Origin of the sequence: Streptomyces sp. SPB162, from assembly GCF_029504575.1 — a bacterium.
Taxonomy (GTDB): domain Bacteria; phylum Actinomycetota; class Actinomycetes; order Streptomycetales; family Streptomycetaceae; genus Actinacidiphila.
Genome location: NZ_JAQFII010000001.1, coordinates 5,438,768 through 5,454,254, shown reverse-complemented (window position 1 = coordinate 5,454,254; position 15,487 = coordinate 5,438,768). Strand labels below are relative to the sequence as shown.

Genomic DNA, 15,487 nt, shown 5'->3' with positions numbered 1-15,487 from the left:
TGGGACCCTTGGGCCCATGGACACTGCGCAACCGCCCGCCCGCATCCTCGTCGTGGACGACGAACCCGAGGTACGCGCCGCCGTCGAGGACGGCCTCACCGTCGAGGGGTACGCGGTGCGCGGGGCCGCCGACGGGCTCGCCGCCCTGTCGGAGGTGGCGGCCTGGCACCCGGACGCGATCGTGCTGGACGTGATGATGCCGGTGCTCGACGGCCTGGCGGTGTGCCGGCGGCTGCGCGGGCTGGGCGACCGTACGCCCGTCCTCGTCCTCACGGCGCTCGACTCGGTGAGCGAACGGGTCGACGGACTGGACGCGGGCGCCGACGACTACCTCGTCAAGCCCTTCGCGCTGGACGAACTGCTGGCCCGGCTGCGGGCGTTGCTGCGTCGGGCCGCGTCGGGGGCCGACGAGGAACCGGAGCTGTCGTACGCGGATCTGGTCGTCCAGCCGCTCACCCGCACCGGCAACAGGGGCGGTCGCCCGCTGGAGTTCAGCCGCACCGAGTTCGCGCTGCTGGAGCTGCTGATGCGCAACCCCGGTCAGGCGCTGCCGCGCGAGGTGATCCTGGAGCGGGTCTGGGGCCATGACTTCGGCCCGGACTCCAACTCGCTGGCCGTCTACGTCGGCTATCTGCGGCGGAAGCTGGAGGCGGCCGGCGAGCCGCGGCTGGTGCAGACCGTGCACGGCGTCGGCTACCGGCTGGACCTGGGGTGACGGGCACCCGTGGGATGGCGCGCTGGCGCCGGCACCGGCCGCTGCGCACCCGGTTGGCGGTGGCGGCAACCGCCGCCGTCGCGCTGGTCGCGGTCGGGGTCTGCGCGGCGGCGTTCTTCGTCATCCGCTACGAGCTCGTCCACCAACTGGACTTGCATCTCACCCAGTCGGCAACGCTCGTCAAGCAGCAGCACCGCGGCGAGGGACCGCAGGTGGTGGCCGGGGAGTGCGTGTACCTGTCGGCGCCCCGCCTGCTCGCAGATCGTCCCGGCGGACCCGGCATCAGATCCCCGCGAGCCGTACCGGCTGCCGGTCTCCGCGCCGGTGCGGGAGGTCGCGGCGGGCGACCGTGCGGCGTACTTCAGCAACGTCACGCTCTCCGGGCATCCGGCGCGGATGTTCACCAGCCGCTTCGGCAGCGGTCGGGCGCTGCAGGTGGCGGTGCGGTCGGACACCGTCGAGCAGGGGGTGCGGCAGGCCGCCCGGCTGCTGGCGGGGGTCGGCGGGACGGGGGTGCTGCTCGCCGCGGTCCTCGGCTACTGGGTCTCCCGGACGGGACTGGCGCCGGTCGCCCGGCTGACGGCCACGGCGGAACGCATCGCCGCCACCCGGGACGCCCGGCACCGGATCGACATGCCGGCCGGGTCCGCCCGCCGCGAGGACGAGGTCACCCGGCTCGCCACCGCGTTCAACACCATGCTCGGCGAGCTGGAGCAGTCCGTGACGGCGCAGCGCCGGCTGGTCGCGGACGCTTCGCACGAGCTGCGCACCCCGCTCACCGCGCTGCGCACCAACGCCGATCTGCTGGCCCGCGGCGACCGGCTGACCGGCGCCCAGCGGGACCGCGCCTCCGGCGCTCTGCAGCGGCAGCTGCGCGAGGTCACCCAGCTCGTCAACGACCTGATCGAGCTGGCGCGGGACGAGGAACCGTTGCCGCTGGTCGAGGACGTGAGCCTCGCCGACCTGGCGGCCCACGCCGTACGAAGCGCCCGCGGCCACTGGCCCGACGTCCCCTTCACCCTGACCGTGGACCCGGGCGCCGCTCCGGCACACGTCCCGGGCGTCCCGGCCCGGTTCAGCCGGCTGCTGACCAACCTCCTGGACAACGCGGCCAAGTTCAGCCCATCGGGGGCACCGGTCGAGGTCGCCCTCACCCGGTCGGGCTCCGGCTCCGTGCAAGGAGCGGAGCTGACGGTCCGCGACCACGGGCCGGGGATCTCGCCGCAGGACGCCCCCTACGTTTTCGACCGCTTCTACCGCGCGGACTCCGCCCGCGCGCTCCCCGGCTCCGGCCTGGGCCTCGCCATGGCCCGGCAGATCGCCCACGCGCACGGCGCCACGATCACGGCGGAGCCGGCACCGGGAGGCGGCGCCCTGTTCCGGGTGGGCTTCGAGCGACCGCCGGGCCCAAAGGGGCGTTAGGCCGGGTCTTCACATCCTCGTCTGGCCGACGGATCGGCCCTATGCCTCCTCCGGCTCCTCCGCGAACGCGTCGAACTCCCCCGCCTTGACGCCCTTCACGAACGCCTCCCACTTCGCGGGACTGGTGACGGCCACGATCTCCGGCTCGTCCGTCTCACGGATGTAGATCATCCCGTCGTCCCCGACGGTCGCCTCAAGTGCCACGGCCTGCGCCTTCCGATGGTGCGATCACTGCGCTACGTGCGCCATCGTCACCCGCCCGCCGGGCCCCACGCAACGCCGCCCGGCCGTCGCGCGCTCAGGAGTCGGTGTCCTTGGGGTGCCGGGTCGCGGCATAGGCCAGGCCGGGGTCGGCCAGGATGCGGGCGGTGGCGCGCCACTCGACTATGGCCCGATGCGGATTCCGAAGTCGACCGACGAGCAGCGGTCAGAAGCGGGCCGGCTCGGTGTACGTGCCCCATTCCTCGCGGAGGACGCCGCAGATCTCGCCGAGGGTGGCTTCGGCGCGGGCTGCTTCGAGCATCGGGGCGATCATGTTCGAGCCGTCGCGGGCCGCGGCCAGCATGGCGGCGAGGGCGGCCTGGACGGCGCTGTCGTCGCGGGCCGCCTTGCGGGCGGCCAGGACGCGGACCTGCTCGCGCTCGACCTCGTGGCTGACGCGCAGGATCTCCAGGTCGCCGGTGACCGAGCCGTGGTGGCAGTTGACGCCGACGACGCGCTTCTCGCCCTTCTCCAGGGCGCGCTGGTACTGGAAGGCCGACTCGGCGGTCTCCCCGGTGAAGTAGCCGTCCTCGATACCGCGCAGGATGCCGCTGGTGATGGGGCCGACGGAGTGCTTCCCGCTGGGGACAGCCTTCGCGCCGAGCGCCCTGATCTTGTCGAAGATCTTCTCGGCGTCGGCCTCGATGCGGTCGGTGAGGGCCTCGACGTACCAGGAGCCGCCGAGCGGGTCGGCGACGTTCGCGACGCCCGTCTCCTCCATCAGGACCTGCTGGGTACGCAGCGCGATCTCCGCGGCCTGCTCGCTCGGCAGCGCGAGGGTCTCGTCGAGCGCGTTGGTGTGCAGCGAGTTCGTGCCGCCCAGGACGGCGGCCAGCGCCTCCACGGCGGTGCGTACGACGTTGTTGTACGGCTGCTGCGCGGTGAGCGAGACGCCGGCCGTCTGGGTGTGGAACCGCAGCCACTGCGCCTTGTCGGTCTTCGCGCCGTACTCGTCGCGCATCCAGCGCGCCCAGATGCGGCGGGCGGCGCGGAACTTCGCGATCTCCTCGAAGAAGTCGAGGTGCGCGTCGAAGAAGAACGAGAGTCCGGGGGCGAACGCGTCGACGTCCATGCCGCGTGACAGCCCCAGCTCCACGTACCCGAACCCGTCGGCCAGGGTGTACGCGAGCTCCTGCGCGGCCGTGGCTCCGGCCTCGCGAATGTGGTAGCCGGAGACGGAGAGCGGCTTGTACGCGGGGATGCCCGTCGCGCAGTGCTCCATGAGGTCGCCGATGAGGCGCAGATGGGGCTCCGGCGCGAAGAGCCACTCCTTCTGCGCGATGTACTCCTTGAAGATGTCGGTCTGCAGCGTGCCGTTGAGCAGGGCCGGGTCGACGCCCTGCCGCTCGGCGGCGACCAGGTACATGCAGAAGACCGGGACGGCCGGGCCGGAGATCGTCATCGAGGTGGTGACGTCGCCGAGCGGGATGCCCGCGAAGAGCACCTCCATGTCGGCGGCCGAGTCGATGGCGACACCGCAGTGCCCGACCTCGCCCAGCGCCATGCCGTCGTCGGAGTCGCGGCCCATCAGGGTCGGCATGTCGAAGGCGACGGAGAGGCCGCCGCCGCCCGCCTCCAGGATCATCTTGTAGCGCTCGTTCGTCTGCTCGGCGTTGCCGAAGCCGGCGAACTGCCGGATCGTCCACGTACGCCCCCGGTAGCCGGTCGGGTGCAGACCGCGGGTGAACGGATACTCGCCGGGCCAGCCGATCCGCTCGAAGCCGTCCACGGCATCGCCGGGGGCGGGCCCGTAGACGGGCTCGACCGGATCCCCGGAGAGCGTGGTGAAGTCCGCGTCCCGCTTACGAGCCGCGTCGTACCGGGCCTGCCAGCGCTGGCGGCCCTCTTCGATGCCTTCGGCGTCCATACCCTCGAATTTACTAGGACGTCCTAGTAAATGTCGATGGCAAACCGCCCATCCCTTGCGGGGAGGGCGGTGCGATGCGTCACGTGCAATGTGTCACACGGTGTGCGTCAGGCCTTGGCGGGCTCGCCGTTCGCGGCGACGACCAGCGGGGCCACCTCGCGGGTCACGTTGCGCTCGACGAAGAAAGCCGCGGTGGGTATCGTCCCCGCCAGCAGCACCCAGGCCAGCTTGCCCATCGGCCACTTCGCCTTGGAGCCCAGGTCGAAGGCGAAAACGAGGTAGACCACGTAGAGCCAGCCGTGGGCGAACCCGACGCCGGTGACGAAACTGGCCGCCCCGTCCATGTCGAGGAGGTACTTGGCGATCACGCCCAGGGTGAGCAGGACCAGCAGGACGCCGGTCACATAGGCCATCACGCGGTAGCGGGTCAGCGTCCCTTGTTTCATGGCAACGAGCGTAACCGGTGCCCTGCGCCGTCTTCACCGGGCCCGGTCTCAGCGCCCGTCCTCGAAGTCGCCCGCCGCTATCCGCAGTGGGCGGAGCGACGCGAAGAGCTCCTCGCACTCCTCGGCGTCGTAGACGCCGAGGCCGAAGTCCATCGCCATCAGGTCACGGGTGGCCGCGTCGACCACCTCGCGGCCCTTGTCGGTGATGGAGGCGAGGGTGCCGCGGCCGTCGTTCGGGTTGGGGCGCTTGGCGACCAGGCCGGAGCCGACGAGGCGGTCCACGGTGTTGGTCACCGACGTGGGATGCACCATCAGCCGCTCGCCGATCTTCGACATCGGCAGTTCCCCCGCCTTGCTGAACGTGAGCAGCACCAGCGCCTCGTACCGGGCGAAGGTCAGCCCGTACGGCTTGACGACGGCGTCCACCTGGCCCAGCAGGATCTGCTGGGCGCGCATGATCGAGGTGATGGCGCCCATCGACGGAACGCGTCCCCAGCGCTGGGTCCACAGCTCGTCGGCGCGGGCGATGGGGTCGAAGGGCAGGCTCAGGGGCTTCGGCACGCCGCTGAGCCTACCCGTCGGTCACATAGTGGGAAGGGCTGTCTCGTCCATCGGAACCCGGCCCCCGGGGGGCCGGATTCGGTGACGGGTCAGGACAGGGCGCTCAGCTTCGCCCACGCCGCGGAGTCGAGGTTCCACTCGCCGTAGCCGTTGCCCTTGTCGACGGTGGCGCGGGTCGAACCGGTGACCTCGACGATGTCACCGCGGACGGCCTTGTCGAAGAACCACTTGGCGTCGGCGTCCGACATCCCGACGCAGCCGTGGCTGGTGTTCTCCTTGCCCATCTTGGCGTCGTTCCACGGAGCCGCGTGGACGAAGGTGCCCGACGTCGTCAGGTGCACCGCCATCTTGACGTCCTTGTCGTAGAAGTCCGCGGCGTCCTTGTTGGTGGCGATGCCGACCGACGAGGACGTCATGTGGATCGTCGACTCCTTGCTGATCACGGTCATGCGCCCGTTCCAGGTCGGGAAGTCGGGCTTGCCCGCCGAGATGTTGATGACCTTCACGGTCTGGCCGTCCTCGGTCACCGTCATCTTCTTGGCCTTGATGTCGACCTTGGAGACCCGGGCGGTGCCGATGGTGAAGGTGGAGGTGACGTCGCGGCGCAGGTAGCGGCCGCTGCCGGTGTCGAGGCCGCTGAGCTTGGCCGTCATCGTGACCTTGGTGCCCTTGGTCCAGTACGAGGTGGGGCGCCAGTCGACGCGCTGGGTGCCGGTCAGCGGGTCGGTGATCCAGCCCCAGCTGCCCTGCACGGCGGGCGTCGTCGTCACGGACAACTGCTTCTCGACGGCCGCGCGGTTGGTGACCGGCTTGTCGAAGGCGATGGAGACGGGCTGGCCTACGCCGACCACCGCGTTGCCCAGGGGGGTGACGGTGACGCCGTTGGTCTTGGCCGCGGCCAGCGTGGTGAAGGTGCTGGTCTGCTCCTTCTGCGCGCCGGACTTGTCGGCCGCGGTGACCTTGACGGTGTAGGCGGTGCCGGGGGTCATCGTGCGGTCGGACTGCCAGCTGTGCTTGGCGGGGTCCAGCTTGCCGGTGACCTCGACGGGCTCGACGCCGTCAGTGCTCTTGGCCGCGGCGGTCACGGTCACCGTGCCGATGGTGCCTTCGGCCAGGGACACCTTCACGGGGCTGGCGGGGTCCACCCCCGTCTTGCCGTTGGCGGGCGAGAAGGTGACCGGGACGGCTGTCGGGGTGCCCTTGTCGCCGCCCTTGCCGTCGCTGCCTCCCTTGGCGCCGGCGTCACCGCCACCACCACCGCAGGCGGTCAGGACGACGGCCAGCAGGGCCGGTACGGCCAGGGCACGTATACGGGTGAAGGAAGTGCGGGACGTACGTATGGGTGTCACGGGAAATGTCCTCATCAGCAGCGGTCAGAAGAAGTCGGGACGGCGTAGTGCGTCGGCGGGAACTGCGTGTCGGGCGGCTGGTCCCCCGTGGTCCCGCCTCCGGCGGTCGGGTCCGCGCCGGCCGGGTAGCCGCCGGCGAATCCGGTGGAGGGAGAAGTGGTGGGGGTGGCGGGGGCGGCACGGGAGGGAGCGAGCCTGTCGAGGGACCGCGTCATGCACACCACCGGAGTCCCGTCGGAGTAAGGCGTGTTCAGGCCGGCGATCACCGGCGTGACGACCTGCAGCAGTGACATGTACCGGCCCTTAACGGCGAGCCAGACCTGGCTCTGCCAGCCGTCCCGCTTCGTCACCCCGTAGACGCGGAGCACGGCTTGCGTGGCCACTCCCTCCTCCTTCCCCGAACGATAAGAAGAGACGAGTCCGCATTTTCCCAGTTCGGTGCTTACACGGTCCAGTTCCGTGTCGGCCGCCGCCTCGTCGCGGAGGGCGTGGACGGTGTGGCGCGCGCTGCTGGTCTCGTTCCCCAGAAAGAAACGGACACTCGCCGAGGCGGGATCGTACAGCGACGTCCCGCAGAGCATGAGGGGGATCTTCGCCTTGGCGTCCGCCGCGACGCCCTCGGGGGCGATGTGCCACTGCCAGACCGAGTCCCAGGGCAGGGCGGTCGGCCGGAGCATCTCACCGCTCAGGTCCTCCGTCGGCAGCGGGTCGGGCGAAGGGGAACCGCCGACCATCGGCGCCTGCGCGCCGTTCTCCAGCCGGGGCACGACCGCCCAGGTGCCCACCGCCAGCGCGGCCGCGGCCACCACGGCCACCGCGCCCACCCGGCGCCGGGCACGGCGGCGCTCCCCACGCCTGCGGACGTCCGCGGGGGCGGCGAGGACGATCAGCGGCCCGGTGTCGCGAGCCAGGTCCCGCAGGCGGTCGTCGAGCGGGTCAGCCATGGAGGGGCACCTCCTCTTCCTCGGTCAGCTGGGCGCCCAGCGCCTTGCGTGCGCGGCTGAGCCGGGTACGTACCGCCGCGTTGGACACCCCGGTCTCCCGGGCGACCTCCTCGACGGGCAGGTCCATCAAATGGTGCAGCACGACGGCCGTCCGCTGTTCCTCGCCCAACTCCCGCAGGGCCGCGATCAGAGCGACCCTGTCCGGTGCCAGGGCGGGCGCGTCGGCCGGCGCGCCGTACCTGAAGTGTGCCCGCACCCGGTTGCGTGTCTTGCGCCACGTGCTCACCGCCAGCCGCAGAGCCACCGTCCGCACCCAGGGCGTCGGGTCCCCCTCGGCGGTGAGCTTCGCCCACCGCTGCCAGGCGCGGGCATACGCCTCCTGCACCGCGTCCTCGGCCTCGCCGAGATCGCCGGTGACCGCGTACACGGCGGCGACCAGGCGTTTCGCGGTGACCGCGTAGAACTCGTCGAAGTCGTCCTGCGGTGTCGCGTGCGGACTCACACCCACCCCGGGGGTGCGTGTGCCGTACGGATGTTCAATGTCCCTCCCGCTACCTACACGCTCAAGGGGACCGAAAGGTGACAACGAAATCAATAAAACTTTCAGCTGGGACGAAGCTGGGAGGTCTGGAAACGGGGAGGACTCGAAGCTGGGGGTCTTTTCAGCCGCGGCCCGGCAGCCGCCGCAGGACCGGGGCGGCCAGGGACCGCACCTCGGTCAGCCGCAGCGGTCCGGCCAGGGCCAGCAGGGAGCAGCCGAGGGCGGCGCCGCCGAGCAGCAGCCCGGTGCAGTCGCCGGCGAAGCCCGTGCCGAGCAGTCGCTCGCTGCCCTGCGCGATCCCATACGCGGCCGCCGCGCCCGGCAGGCAGGCGACGGCCAGCCGGACGTGCGCGCCCAGGACGGCGGGCCGCCACCGCAGCCGCCGGCGCAGCACCCACGTGGTGCACGCCAGCCCGGCGCAGCAGGCGATCGCGTAGCCGCCCGCCATGCCGGCCACGGCCCAGCGGGCGGGCAGGAACGCGTACGAGGCGAGGGCGAGTCCGGCGTTGACGGCGGCGATGACGACATTGAGGAAGAAGGGCGTACGGGTGTCGCCGAGCGCGTAGAAACCGCGGGCCAGCAGGTACTGGCCGGCGAAGGCCGGCAGGCCGAGGGCGAACGCCATCAGGATCCAGGCGATGGCCTGGGCGTCCGCGTCGGTGGTGCGGCCGTGCTGGAAGACCACGCCGGTGATCTGCGGCCCGAGCGCCAGGAAGGCCGCGACCGCCGGCACGATCGCGGCGGCGGAGCCGCGCAGCCCATACGAGAGGTCGGCGCCGATCCGGGCGTGGTCGCCCTCGGTGGCGGCCCGGCTCATCCGCGGCAGCAGGGCGGTGACGAGGGAGACCGTGATGATCCCTTGCGGGACGACCCACAGCAGGTAGGCGTTGCTGTAGGCGGCGAAGCCGACACCCACCGGACTGCCGTCGGCCAGCGCGTGGGCACCGGCCGAGGTGGCGAGCCGGGTGACGACCCAGTACGCGATCTGGTTGACGAAGACCAGCAGCAGCGTCCATCCGGCGGCCCGCATGGGCTGCATGAGCCCGGAGCCGCGCCAGTCGAGGCGGGGCCGCCAGCGGAAACCGGCGCCGCGCAGCGCCGGGATCAGCGCCAGGGCCTGCACGGCGATGCCCGCGGTGGAGCCGAGCCCCAGCAGCAGCGCGTTGGCGTCGCTCATGGTGCCGGCGGCCGTGGTGTCGTGGGCGACCGCGAGGTACAGGCCGAACACCGCGATGACGACGACGTTGTTGAGGACCGGCGACCACATCATGGCGCCGAACCGGTCGCGGGCGGTGAGGATCTGGCCGAGCAGCGTGAAGACGCCGTAGAAGAGGATCTGCGGCAGGCAGTACCGGGCGAGCGCGATCGTCAGGTCGCGCTGGGCACTGGTGAAGTCCGGGCCGTACGCGCTGACCAGCCAGGGGGCGGCGAGTGCGGCGCCGGCCGTGATCACCACCAGGGCGGCCAGGCAGAGGGTGAGCAGCCGGTCGGTGTAGGCGGCGCCGCCGTCGCTGTGCTCCTTGGCGGCGCGCACCAGCTGCGGGACGAACACCGAGTTCAGTGCCCCGCCGATGAGCATGATGTACAGGATGTTCGGGACGGTGTTCGCGACGCTGAACGCGTCACCGAGCAGCGTGGTGCCGAGCGCGGCGGTGATGATGCCGCTGCGGACGAATCCGGTGGCGCGCGAGGCGAGCGAGCCCAGCGCCATGACGCTGCCGCTGCGCTTGAGGGAGGCGGCGGAGTCGGTCCCGGTGGAGTCGGCGGGCACCGGCTGCTCCGCGGGAGCGGGGGGTACGGCCTCCGGCGGGAGGGGGCCGCCGAAGGGGGCGCCGCGCACCGCGTCCCGACCGGGATCCCCGGTCCCCGCGTCACTGCCCACTACTGATGTCACCCGTTGTGCTCCCCGGCCGGGCGCGGCCGACGGCCGCGCAGAGGCCGAAGTCTGCCCGTCGCGGGCCCCCTTGGGAAACCGGTGCGCGCTGTCGCGAACATCTCTGTCACATCGCACCCCTGTGGGGCGTGAGACAGGTGAGCGGGCCGCCGGGCCCGACGCACCGCGGAGGACGAGCCTTGACGATGACCACCCACCAGGACGCCGCCCGCAACGTCTTCCCCGGCCCGGCGCCACGTCTCGGCCTGCGTCCCGTCACCGAGGACGAGCACCTGGAGTTCGTGCGGCGGCGGGGGCCGCGCGCGGTCAGTTTCCTGCAGAGCCCCTCCTGGGCCCGGGTCAAACCGGGCTGGTCCGCCGAGAGTCTGGGGTGGTTCGACGACACCGGGACGATGCTGGGCTCGGCCCTGGTCCTGTACCGGCAGCTGCCCGGCACCCGGAGGTCGTTCGCGTACCTCCCGGAGGGCCCGGTGCTGGACTGGTCGGCGCCGGACCTGGACCGTTGGCTGGAACCGCTGCTCGACCATCTGCGGAGCACCGGCGCCTTCGCCGTACGGATGGGCCCGCCGCTGCCGTACCGGCGGTGGTCGGCGCACACCCTCAAGGGGGCCGTGGCGCCCGGCCGCCGGATGGGCGACGTCCTGCCGGACCTGGTGGACCCGCTCGGCGCCGCCGTCGCGGACCGGCTGCGCGAGGCCGGCTGGCGGCGCGGCGGTGAGGACGGCTACAACGGGGACGCCCAACCCCGGCTGATCTTCGAGGTACCGCTGGCCGGCCGCGGCCTGGACGACTTGTGGACCGGGCTGAACCAGGAGTGGCGGCGGAACATCAAGAAGGCCGCCAAGGCGGGGGTGGAGACGGCCGTCGCGGACGCGGAGGAGCTGGCGGCCTTCCACGACCTGCTGGGCGTCACCGAGCGGCGCGACGGCTTCCGGCTCGGACGCGACCTGGCCTACTACCGGCGCCAGTACGAGGTGCTGAACGCGGAACGGCCGGGCTCCATGCGGCTCTACACCGCCCGCCACCACGGCGAGATCCTCGCCGCGCACACCCTGCTCGTCTCACCGGACGGCTCCCGGGTCTGGTACCAGACGGGCGCCTCCGCCGACCACCGCCGCGAGGTGCGGCCGAGCAACGCGCTGCAGTGGCGGATGCTCTGCGACGCGCAGGTGCTGGGCGCGTCCGTGTACGACATGCGCGGCGTGCCGGACGACCTGGACCCCGACGCCCGCTCGTTCGGTCTGCTGCGCTGGAAGCTCGGTACCGGCGGCGAGGCGGTGGAGACGCTCGGGGAGTGGGAGCTGCCGCTGCAGGGCGCGGTCAACAAGACCCTGCACCGGGCGATGCAGGCCTACCTGGCGCGGCGCTGAACCCGGACGGCGGCGCGGCCGCTGTCGGCCGGCGCGGGCCTACCGTCGCCGGCCGGTTCCGCGGCACTCGCCCGGGCGCCGTGTTACGCGCGTCGACCTGCGAGGGAAGAGTTTCCTTCAGACCGTTTCCACCGCGCCGCGACCCGTCGCCGCGACCGAGCGCAGCACCAGCAGCGTGCTCACCAGACCGAGGATTCCGGCCCCGGCGATCACGGCGTACGGCGGGGCCACCTCGGCGACCGCGCCGCCTATCGCCATGCCGAGCCCCTGCAGCGTCATCATGCCCGCGCCCAGCAGCGACATCGCCTGACCGCGCATCTCCTCCGGCACCGCCTCGACGAACCACTTGTCCATGCCGAGCGCGTAGGCCGAACAGAGCCCCACCACCAGCATGATGCCGATGGCCACCGGCAGCGGGGGGTGGAAGGCGAACAGCACCATCGGCACGAGTGCCAGGCCGGCGAGCGGCATCGCGATCCAGGTGCGCGCGGCCGGCGAGAGCAGGGTGCCGGCCGCCAGTTCGCTGACCACCGTCCCGGCCGGCATCGCCGCCAGCAGGAGGCCGACCCCGGCGGAACCCGCGCCGGCCGCGGCGGCGAACGGTGTCGCCAGCCCTTCGGCCACCGCGAAGAACATCGGCGGCACCCACCACCACAGCAGCAGCGCCCGGATCCTGCGGTGGCTCAGCAGCTGGCGGGCGCCGAGCAGCGACTGCCGCATCATCGAGCCGTTGCCGAGCACCCGCGCGGGCCGGTTCAGGGTGCCGAGGCGCAGCAGGGCGGCCGAACAGAGGAAGGTGCCCACGGCCACGGTGAGGGCGGCGCGCGGCGACAGCACCACCAGCACCAGACCGCCGATCCCGAATCCGACGATCTGCGCGCTCTGGGAGATGATCCGGAGCAGCGAACGTCCCAGGACGTACACGTCGCCCTCCAGGATGTCCGCGAGGCTCGCGGCCCGTGTCCCCTGGAAGAGCGGGGTGATCATCGCCAGGACCGCCCGCAGCAGGAACAGCACCGCCAGGGGCGTGAAGGGCAGCGCGAGGACTCCGACGCAGGCCGCGCAGAGCAGGTCGCACGTCACGAGCACCCGGCGGGGCCGGGTACCGGTCGGAGACTCCGGAGAGCAGCACCCCGCTGAGCGCGTACGGCAGCATGCCGAGCGCGAAGATCAGGGACGTCAGCAACGGGGACCCGGTGCGCTGGAACACCAGCACCGCCAGTGCGACCTCGGCGAAGAAGCTGCCGAACATGGACAGCACGTGGGCGGCGAAGATCGGCCGGAACTCACGGACCGCGAACACCGTGCGATATCCGGCGGCCTGCGGCTCGACGGGATCGGCCGTCGCCCCCGCTGTCCCGTCGCATGTCGGCTCGTCACTTTTCTGAAGTCCCGAGTCTGAGTTTTCCGTTGTCATGGACGCAGCCTGGCGGACATCGGGACATGGCTTCTACTGTTTCGGCTGAAAACGAAACTTAGGGGCCGTCATGCCGTTCCACATGCACTTCACGGCCGCCGACCTGCTGTCGACCCGGTTCGCGATCTCACCGCTCTGGGAGACCCAGGAGGCGATCCGCACCCTGCGGACACCCGCCCGGCAGGGGTACCACCTGCCCTGGATGCGGCAGGTCAGGACGGTGGCGCGCAGGTTCGATCTCAGCCCGTTCGAGCTGGTGATGCCGCGGCGCGGCCACAATCCGGATTTCCTGTGCCCGCCGCCCGACGGGGTCTTCGCGACGATCGACGAGGAACTGGCACGGGTCCGCGGCACCGACCCGGCCGTGGCGCGCGCCGACCTGACCAAGGCGCTGACGCTGGCCCCGGGCGCCGTCGAGAGCGAACGGGCGCGAGCGCTGCTGGACGATCCCGCGCGGACGGTGGACGAGCTCGCGGAGCTGATGGCCCGGGTCTGGGACACGCTCCTCGCCCCGTTCTGGCCCCGGATGCGCGCCGTGCTGGAGGCCGACGTGGCCTTCCACTCGCGCCGGCTGGCCGACGGCGGCCCGGAGCGGCTCTTCGCCGACCTGCACCCCCATGTGAGCTGGAAGACCGGCACGCTCACGGTGGACCGGCGGCCCGACCACGTCAGGACCCTCGACGGCGGGGGGCTGCTGCTGGTGCCGAGCGTCTTCGTCCGGCCGGACGTGGTGAGCGGGTTCGACCCGCCCTGGCAGCCGACGCTGGTCTACCCGGCACGCGGCACCGCCACCTTGTGGACCGTGCCCGGCCCGGCGTCCGCCGAGCCGCTGATCCGGCTGCTGGGACCCAACCGGGCGGCGATCCTGACCCATCTCGACACGCCCGCGACGACCAGCGCGCTCGCCCGCCGTCACGACCTGGCGCTGTCGTCCGTCTCCGCGCACCTGTCCGTACTGCGCGAGGCGGGCCTGCTCACCTCGCACCGCGAAGGCCACCGGGTGCTGTACGAGAGGACGCCGCTCGGCCTCACCCTCGCCACCGGCGGGGGGTAGGGGGTTTCTCAGTCCTCGGGCGCGAGGTAGCGCTCGACGGTCTCGACCTTCGACGTCATCCCGTCCGTCACGCCCGGCCGGATGTCGGCCTTCAGGACGAGGGAGACGCGCGGCGCGCGGGCCTCGACGGCGGCGACGGCGCGCTTGACGACGTCCATCACCTGATCCCAGTCGTCGCCCTCGATCGTGGTGAACATCGCGTCGGTGCGGTTCGGGAGGCCTGACTCCCGGACGACGCGGACGGCGTCGGCGACGTACTCGCCCACGTCCTCGCCGACGCCCAGCGGGGAGACCGAGAAGGCGACGATCACGCGACGACGCCTTCCTGGCGGGCACGCGCGGCGATGATCTCCGACTCGGCCTCGCGGCGCAGCATGCGCTCGGCGAAGAAGCCGCCGGTGGGGAGGACGGACAGCACCGCGTAGAGCGCCGCCCGGCCGATGGTCCACTTCGCCCGGTACCAGGCGAGGGCCCAGAGGACCACATAGAGGAGGAACAGCACCCCGTGGATCATGCCCATAGCCGGGACGGCGTTGAAGTCGGTGGTGCGCTTCAGGATCGAGCAGACCAGCAGCAGCAGGAAGGACACCGCTTCGGGGGCGGAGACCAGGCGGAGCCGGCGCAGGGCGGAGGCGGTCTTGATGTCCACGGATTCCTCATCATCGACGGGGGTGGTTCTTGTGAACGTGATCACAAGGCCCGTCCATTATCGCCGCCCCCTCCCCCGGTTCCGCCCCGGGGGTCGAGAACCGCCGGGAGGGCGATAGCGTCCCCCTCCACGAAGATGCACGCGGAAGTCCATCCAGAACGACGAAATCCGGGGGAACGGCACCGATGAAGTTCGACTGGGACCGGCGCCACTGCTCGCGCCGGGGCCACATCACCTACGCGCCGGACGAGACCCGTCTGCGCGAGCGGCTGCACGCCACCACGTCCGTCGGCGAGGTCTGGCGCTGTCTGCGCTGCGGTGACTTCGCGCTCGGCGAGCCGCACGGCTCGGGCCCCGCGGACCAGGCGCCCGAGGTGCCGCGCGGACGGGCGCTGCGCGATCTGTTCATCCTGCGGTTCCTGGCGGTCGAGCGGCTGCTGCGAGGCGTCTTCATCGTGCTCGCCGCGTGGGCGGTGTGGCGGTTCAGCAACTCCCAGGACTCCGTCCGCCGGCTCTTCGAGGACCAGCTCTCGGTCTTCGGCCCGGTCGCCGAGCACTTCCACTACGACCTGGACCACTCCCCGGTCGTCGACACCATCCGCAAGACCTTCGACTACAAGCACTCGACGCTGGTGATCGTCGCCGTCGCGCTGCTGGTGTACGCGCTCATCGAGATCGTCGAGGCGTTCGGCCTGTGGTGGGGCAAGCGCTGGGCGGAGTACCTGACGGTCGTCGCGACCGCCGCGTTCCTGCCTCTGGAGATCTTCGAGCTGACCGAGAAGATCAGCTGGATCAAGGTCGCGACGCTGACGCTCAACATCCTGGCGGTGCTGTGGATCGCGCTGTCCAAGCGGCTGTTCGGGCTGCGCGGCGGCGTCGAGGCGTTCGAGGCCGAACGCCGCGGCGCATCGCTGCTGGAGGTCGAGGTGGCGGCCGGTGAAAAGCCTGTTCACACCGAACCGGTGACGGTTCCCGCACGGACGGATAGCGTCTGATC

Annotated in this window: 16 protein-coding genes and 1 pseudogene; 6 read left to right on the top strand and 11 right to left on the bottom strand. The window is 71.8% G+C overall.

What is annotated here, in order from left to right:
* Nucleotides 1–16 precede the first annotated feature (16 nt).
* Nucleotides 17–715 (top strand): response regulator transcription factor, encoded by a 699-nt coding sequence (locus M2266_RS24830; RefSeq protein ID WP_277440179.1) that lies wholly within the window; start codon nucleotides 17–19, stop codon nucleotides 713–715.
* Nucleotides 712–2,137: pseudogene (locus M2266_RS24825) on the top strand (HAMP domain-containing sensor histidine kinase). The gene M2266_RS24830 and the pseudogene M2266_RS24825 overlap by 4 nt, the downstream one beginning before the upstream one ends.
* Nucleotides 2,138–2,176: 39 nt before the next feature.
* Here the strand turns inward: M2266_RS24825 and M2266_RS24820 are convergent.
* From M2266_RS24820 to murJ, 8 genes are all read right to left on the bottom strand, one after another.
* Nucleotides 2,177–2,341: a DUF397 domain-containing protein gene (locus M2266_RS24820; RefSeq protein WP_277440178.1), complete on the bottom strand. Its 165-nt coding sequence runs from the start codon at nucleotides 2,339–2,341 to the stop codon at nucleotides 2,177–2,179.
* A gap of 223 nt (nucleotides 2,342–2,564) precedes the next feature.
* Nucleotides 2,565–4,265 carry a methylmalonyl-CoA mutase family protein gene (locus M2266_RS24815; protein WP_277440177.1) on the bottom strand — a complete coding sequence of 567 codons (1,701 nt, stop codon included), beginning with the start codon at nucleotides 4,263–4,265 and terminating at the stop codon, nucleotides 2,565–2,567.
* Between the two features lie 107 nt (nucleotides 4,266–4,372).
* Nucleotides 4,373–4,711, bottom strand: coding sequence for a DUF3817 domain-containing protein (locus tag M2266_RS24810; RefSeq protein ID WP_277440176.1), 339 nt, complete (start codon nucleotides 4,709–4,711; stop codon nucleotides 4,373–4,375).
* A 48-nt stretch (nucleotides 4,712–4,759) separates the two neighbouring features.
* Entirely contained in the window at nucleotides 4,760–5,272 is a 513-nt protein-coding gene (locus tag M2266_RS24805) for a MarR family transcriptional regulator (protein ID WP_277440175.1), read from the bottom strand.
* 89 nt (nucleotides 5,273–5,361) lie between these two features.
* Nucleotides 5,362–6,621, bottom strand: coding sequence for an Ig-like domain-containing protein (locus M2266_RS24800; RefSeq protein ID WP_277440174.1), 1,260 nt, complete (start codon nucleotides 6,619–6,621; stop codon nucleotides 5,362–5,364).
* A gap of 14 nt (nucleotides 6,622–6,635) precedes the next feature.
* The gene (locus M2266_RS24795; RefSeq protein WP_277440173.1) at nucleotides 6,636–7,565 is read right to left on the bottom strand and encodes a hypothetical protein; all 930 of its coding nucleotides are present in this window, start codon (nucleotides 7,563–7,565) and stop codon (nucleotides 6,636–6,638) included.
* Entirely contained in the window at nucleotides 7,558–8,067 is a 510-nt protein-coding gene (locus M2266_RS24790) for a SigE family RNA polymerase sigma factor (RefSeq protein WP_277440172.1), read from the bottom strand. The genes M2266_RS24795 and M2266_RS24790 overlap by 8 nt, the downstream gene beginning before the upstream one ends.
* 160 nt (nucleotides 8,068–8,227) lie before the next feature.
* The gene (gene murJ / locus M2266_RS24785) at nucleotides 8,228–9,877 is read right to left on the bottom strand and encodes a murein biosynthesis integral membrane protein MurJ (RefSeq protein ID WP_277441340.1); all 1,650 of its coding nucleotides are present in this window, start codon (nucleotides 9,875–9,877) and stop codon (nucleotides 8,228–8,230) included.
* A 308-nt stretch (nucleotides 9,878–10,185) separates the two neighbouring features.
* On the opposite strand from murJ, the gene M2266_RS24780 reads away from it, so the two are divergent.
* Nucleotides 10,186–11,370 (top strand): peptidoglycan bridge formation glycyltransferase FemA/FemB family protein, encoded by a 1,185-nt coding sequence (locus M2266_RS24780; RefSeq protein ID WP_277440171.1) that lies wholly within the window; start codon nucleotides 10,186–10,188, stop codon nucleotides 11,368–11,370.
* Between the two features lie 117 nt (nucleotides 11,371–11,487).
* Here the strand turns inward: M2266_RS24780 and M2266_RS24775 are convergent, their stop codons facing one another.
* Entirely contained in the window at nucleotides 11,488–12,459 is a 972-nt protein-coding gene (locus M2266_RS24775; protein ID WP_277440170.1) for an MFS transporter, read from the bottom strand.
* 65 nt (nucleotides 12,460–12,524) lie between these two features.
* Here M2266_RS24775 and M2266_RS24770 point away from each other — a divergent pair, with 65 nt between their 5' ends.
* Together M2266_RS24770 and M2266_RS24765 are read left to right on the top strand one after the other, a co-directional pair.
* On the top strand, nucleotides 12,525–12,758 hold the full coding sequence (locus M2266_RS24770; protein WP_277440169.1) for a hypothetical protein: 234 nt from the start codon (nucleotides 12,525–12,527) through the stop codon (nucleotides 12,756–12,758).
* A 99-nt stretch (nucleotides 12,759–12,857) separates the two neighbouring features.
* The gene (locus tag M2266_RS24765) at nucleotides 12,858–13,841 is read left to right on the top strand and encodes a DUF5937 family protein (RefSeq protein ID WP_277440168.1); all 984 of its coding nucleotides are present in this window, start codon (nucleotides 12,858–12,860) and stop codon (nucleotides 13,839–13,841) included.
* 8 nt (nucleotides 13,842–13,849) lie between these two features.
* Here M2266_RS24765 and M2266_RS24760 read toward each other — a convergent pair whose 3' ends face one another.
* Together M2266_RS24760 and M2266_RS24755 are read right to left on the bottom strand one after the other, a co-directional pair.
* Nucleotides 13,850–14,152 carry an MTH1187 family thiamine-binding protein gene (locus M2266_RS24760; RefSeq protein WP_277440167.1) on the bottom strand — a complete coding sequence of 101 codons (303 nt, stop codon included), beginning with the start codon at nucleotides 14,150–14,152 and terminating at the stop codon, nucleotides 13,850–13,852.
* Nucleotides 14,149–14,490 carry a DUF3817 domain-containing protein gene (locus tag M2266_RS24755; RefSeq protein WP_277440166.1) on the bottom strand — a complete coding sequence of 114 codons (342 nt, stop codon included), beginning with the start codon at nucleotides 14,488–14,490 and terminating at the stop codon, nucleotides 14,149–14,151. The genes M2266_RS24760 and M2266_RS24755 overlap by 4 nt, the downstream gene beginning before the upstream one ends.
* Nucleotides 14,491–14,675: 185 nt before the next feature.
* Between M2266_RS24755 and M2266_RS24750 the strand changes: the two genes are divergently transcribed.
* On the top strand, nucleotides 14,676–15,485 hold the full coding sequence (locus M2266_RS24750; protein WP_277440165.1) for a DUF2127 domain-containing protein: 810 nt from the start codon (nucleotides 14,676–14,678) through the stop codon (nucleotides 15,483–15,485).
* Nucleotides 15,486–15,487 lie beyond the last annotated feature (2 nt).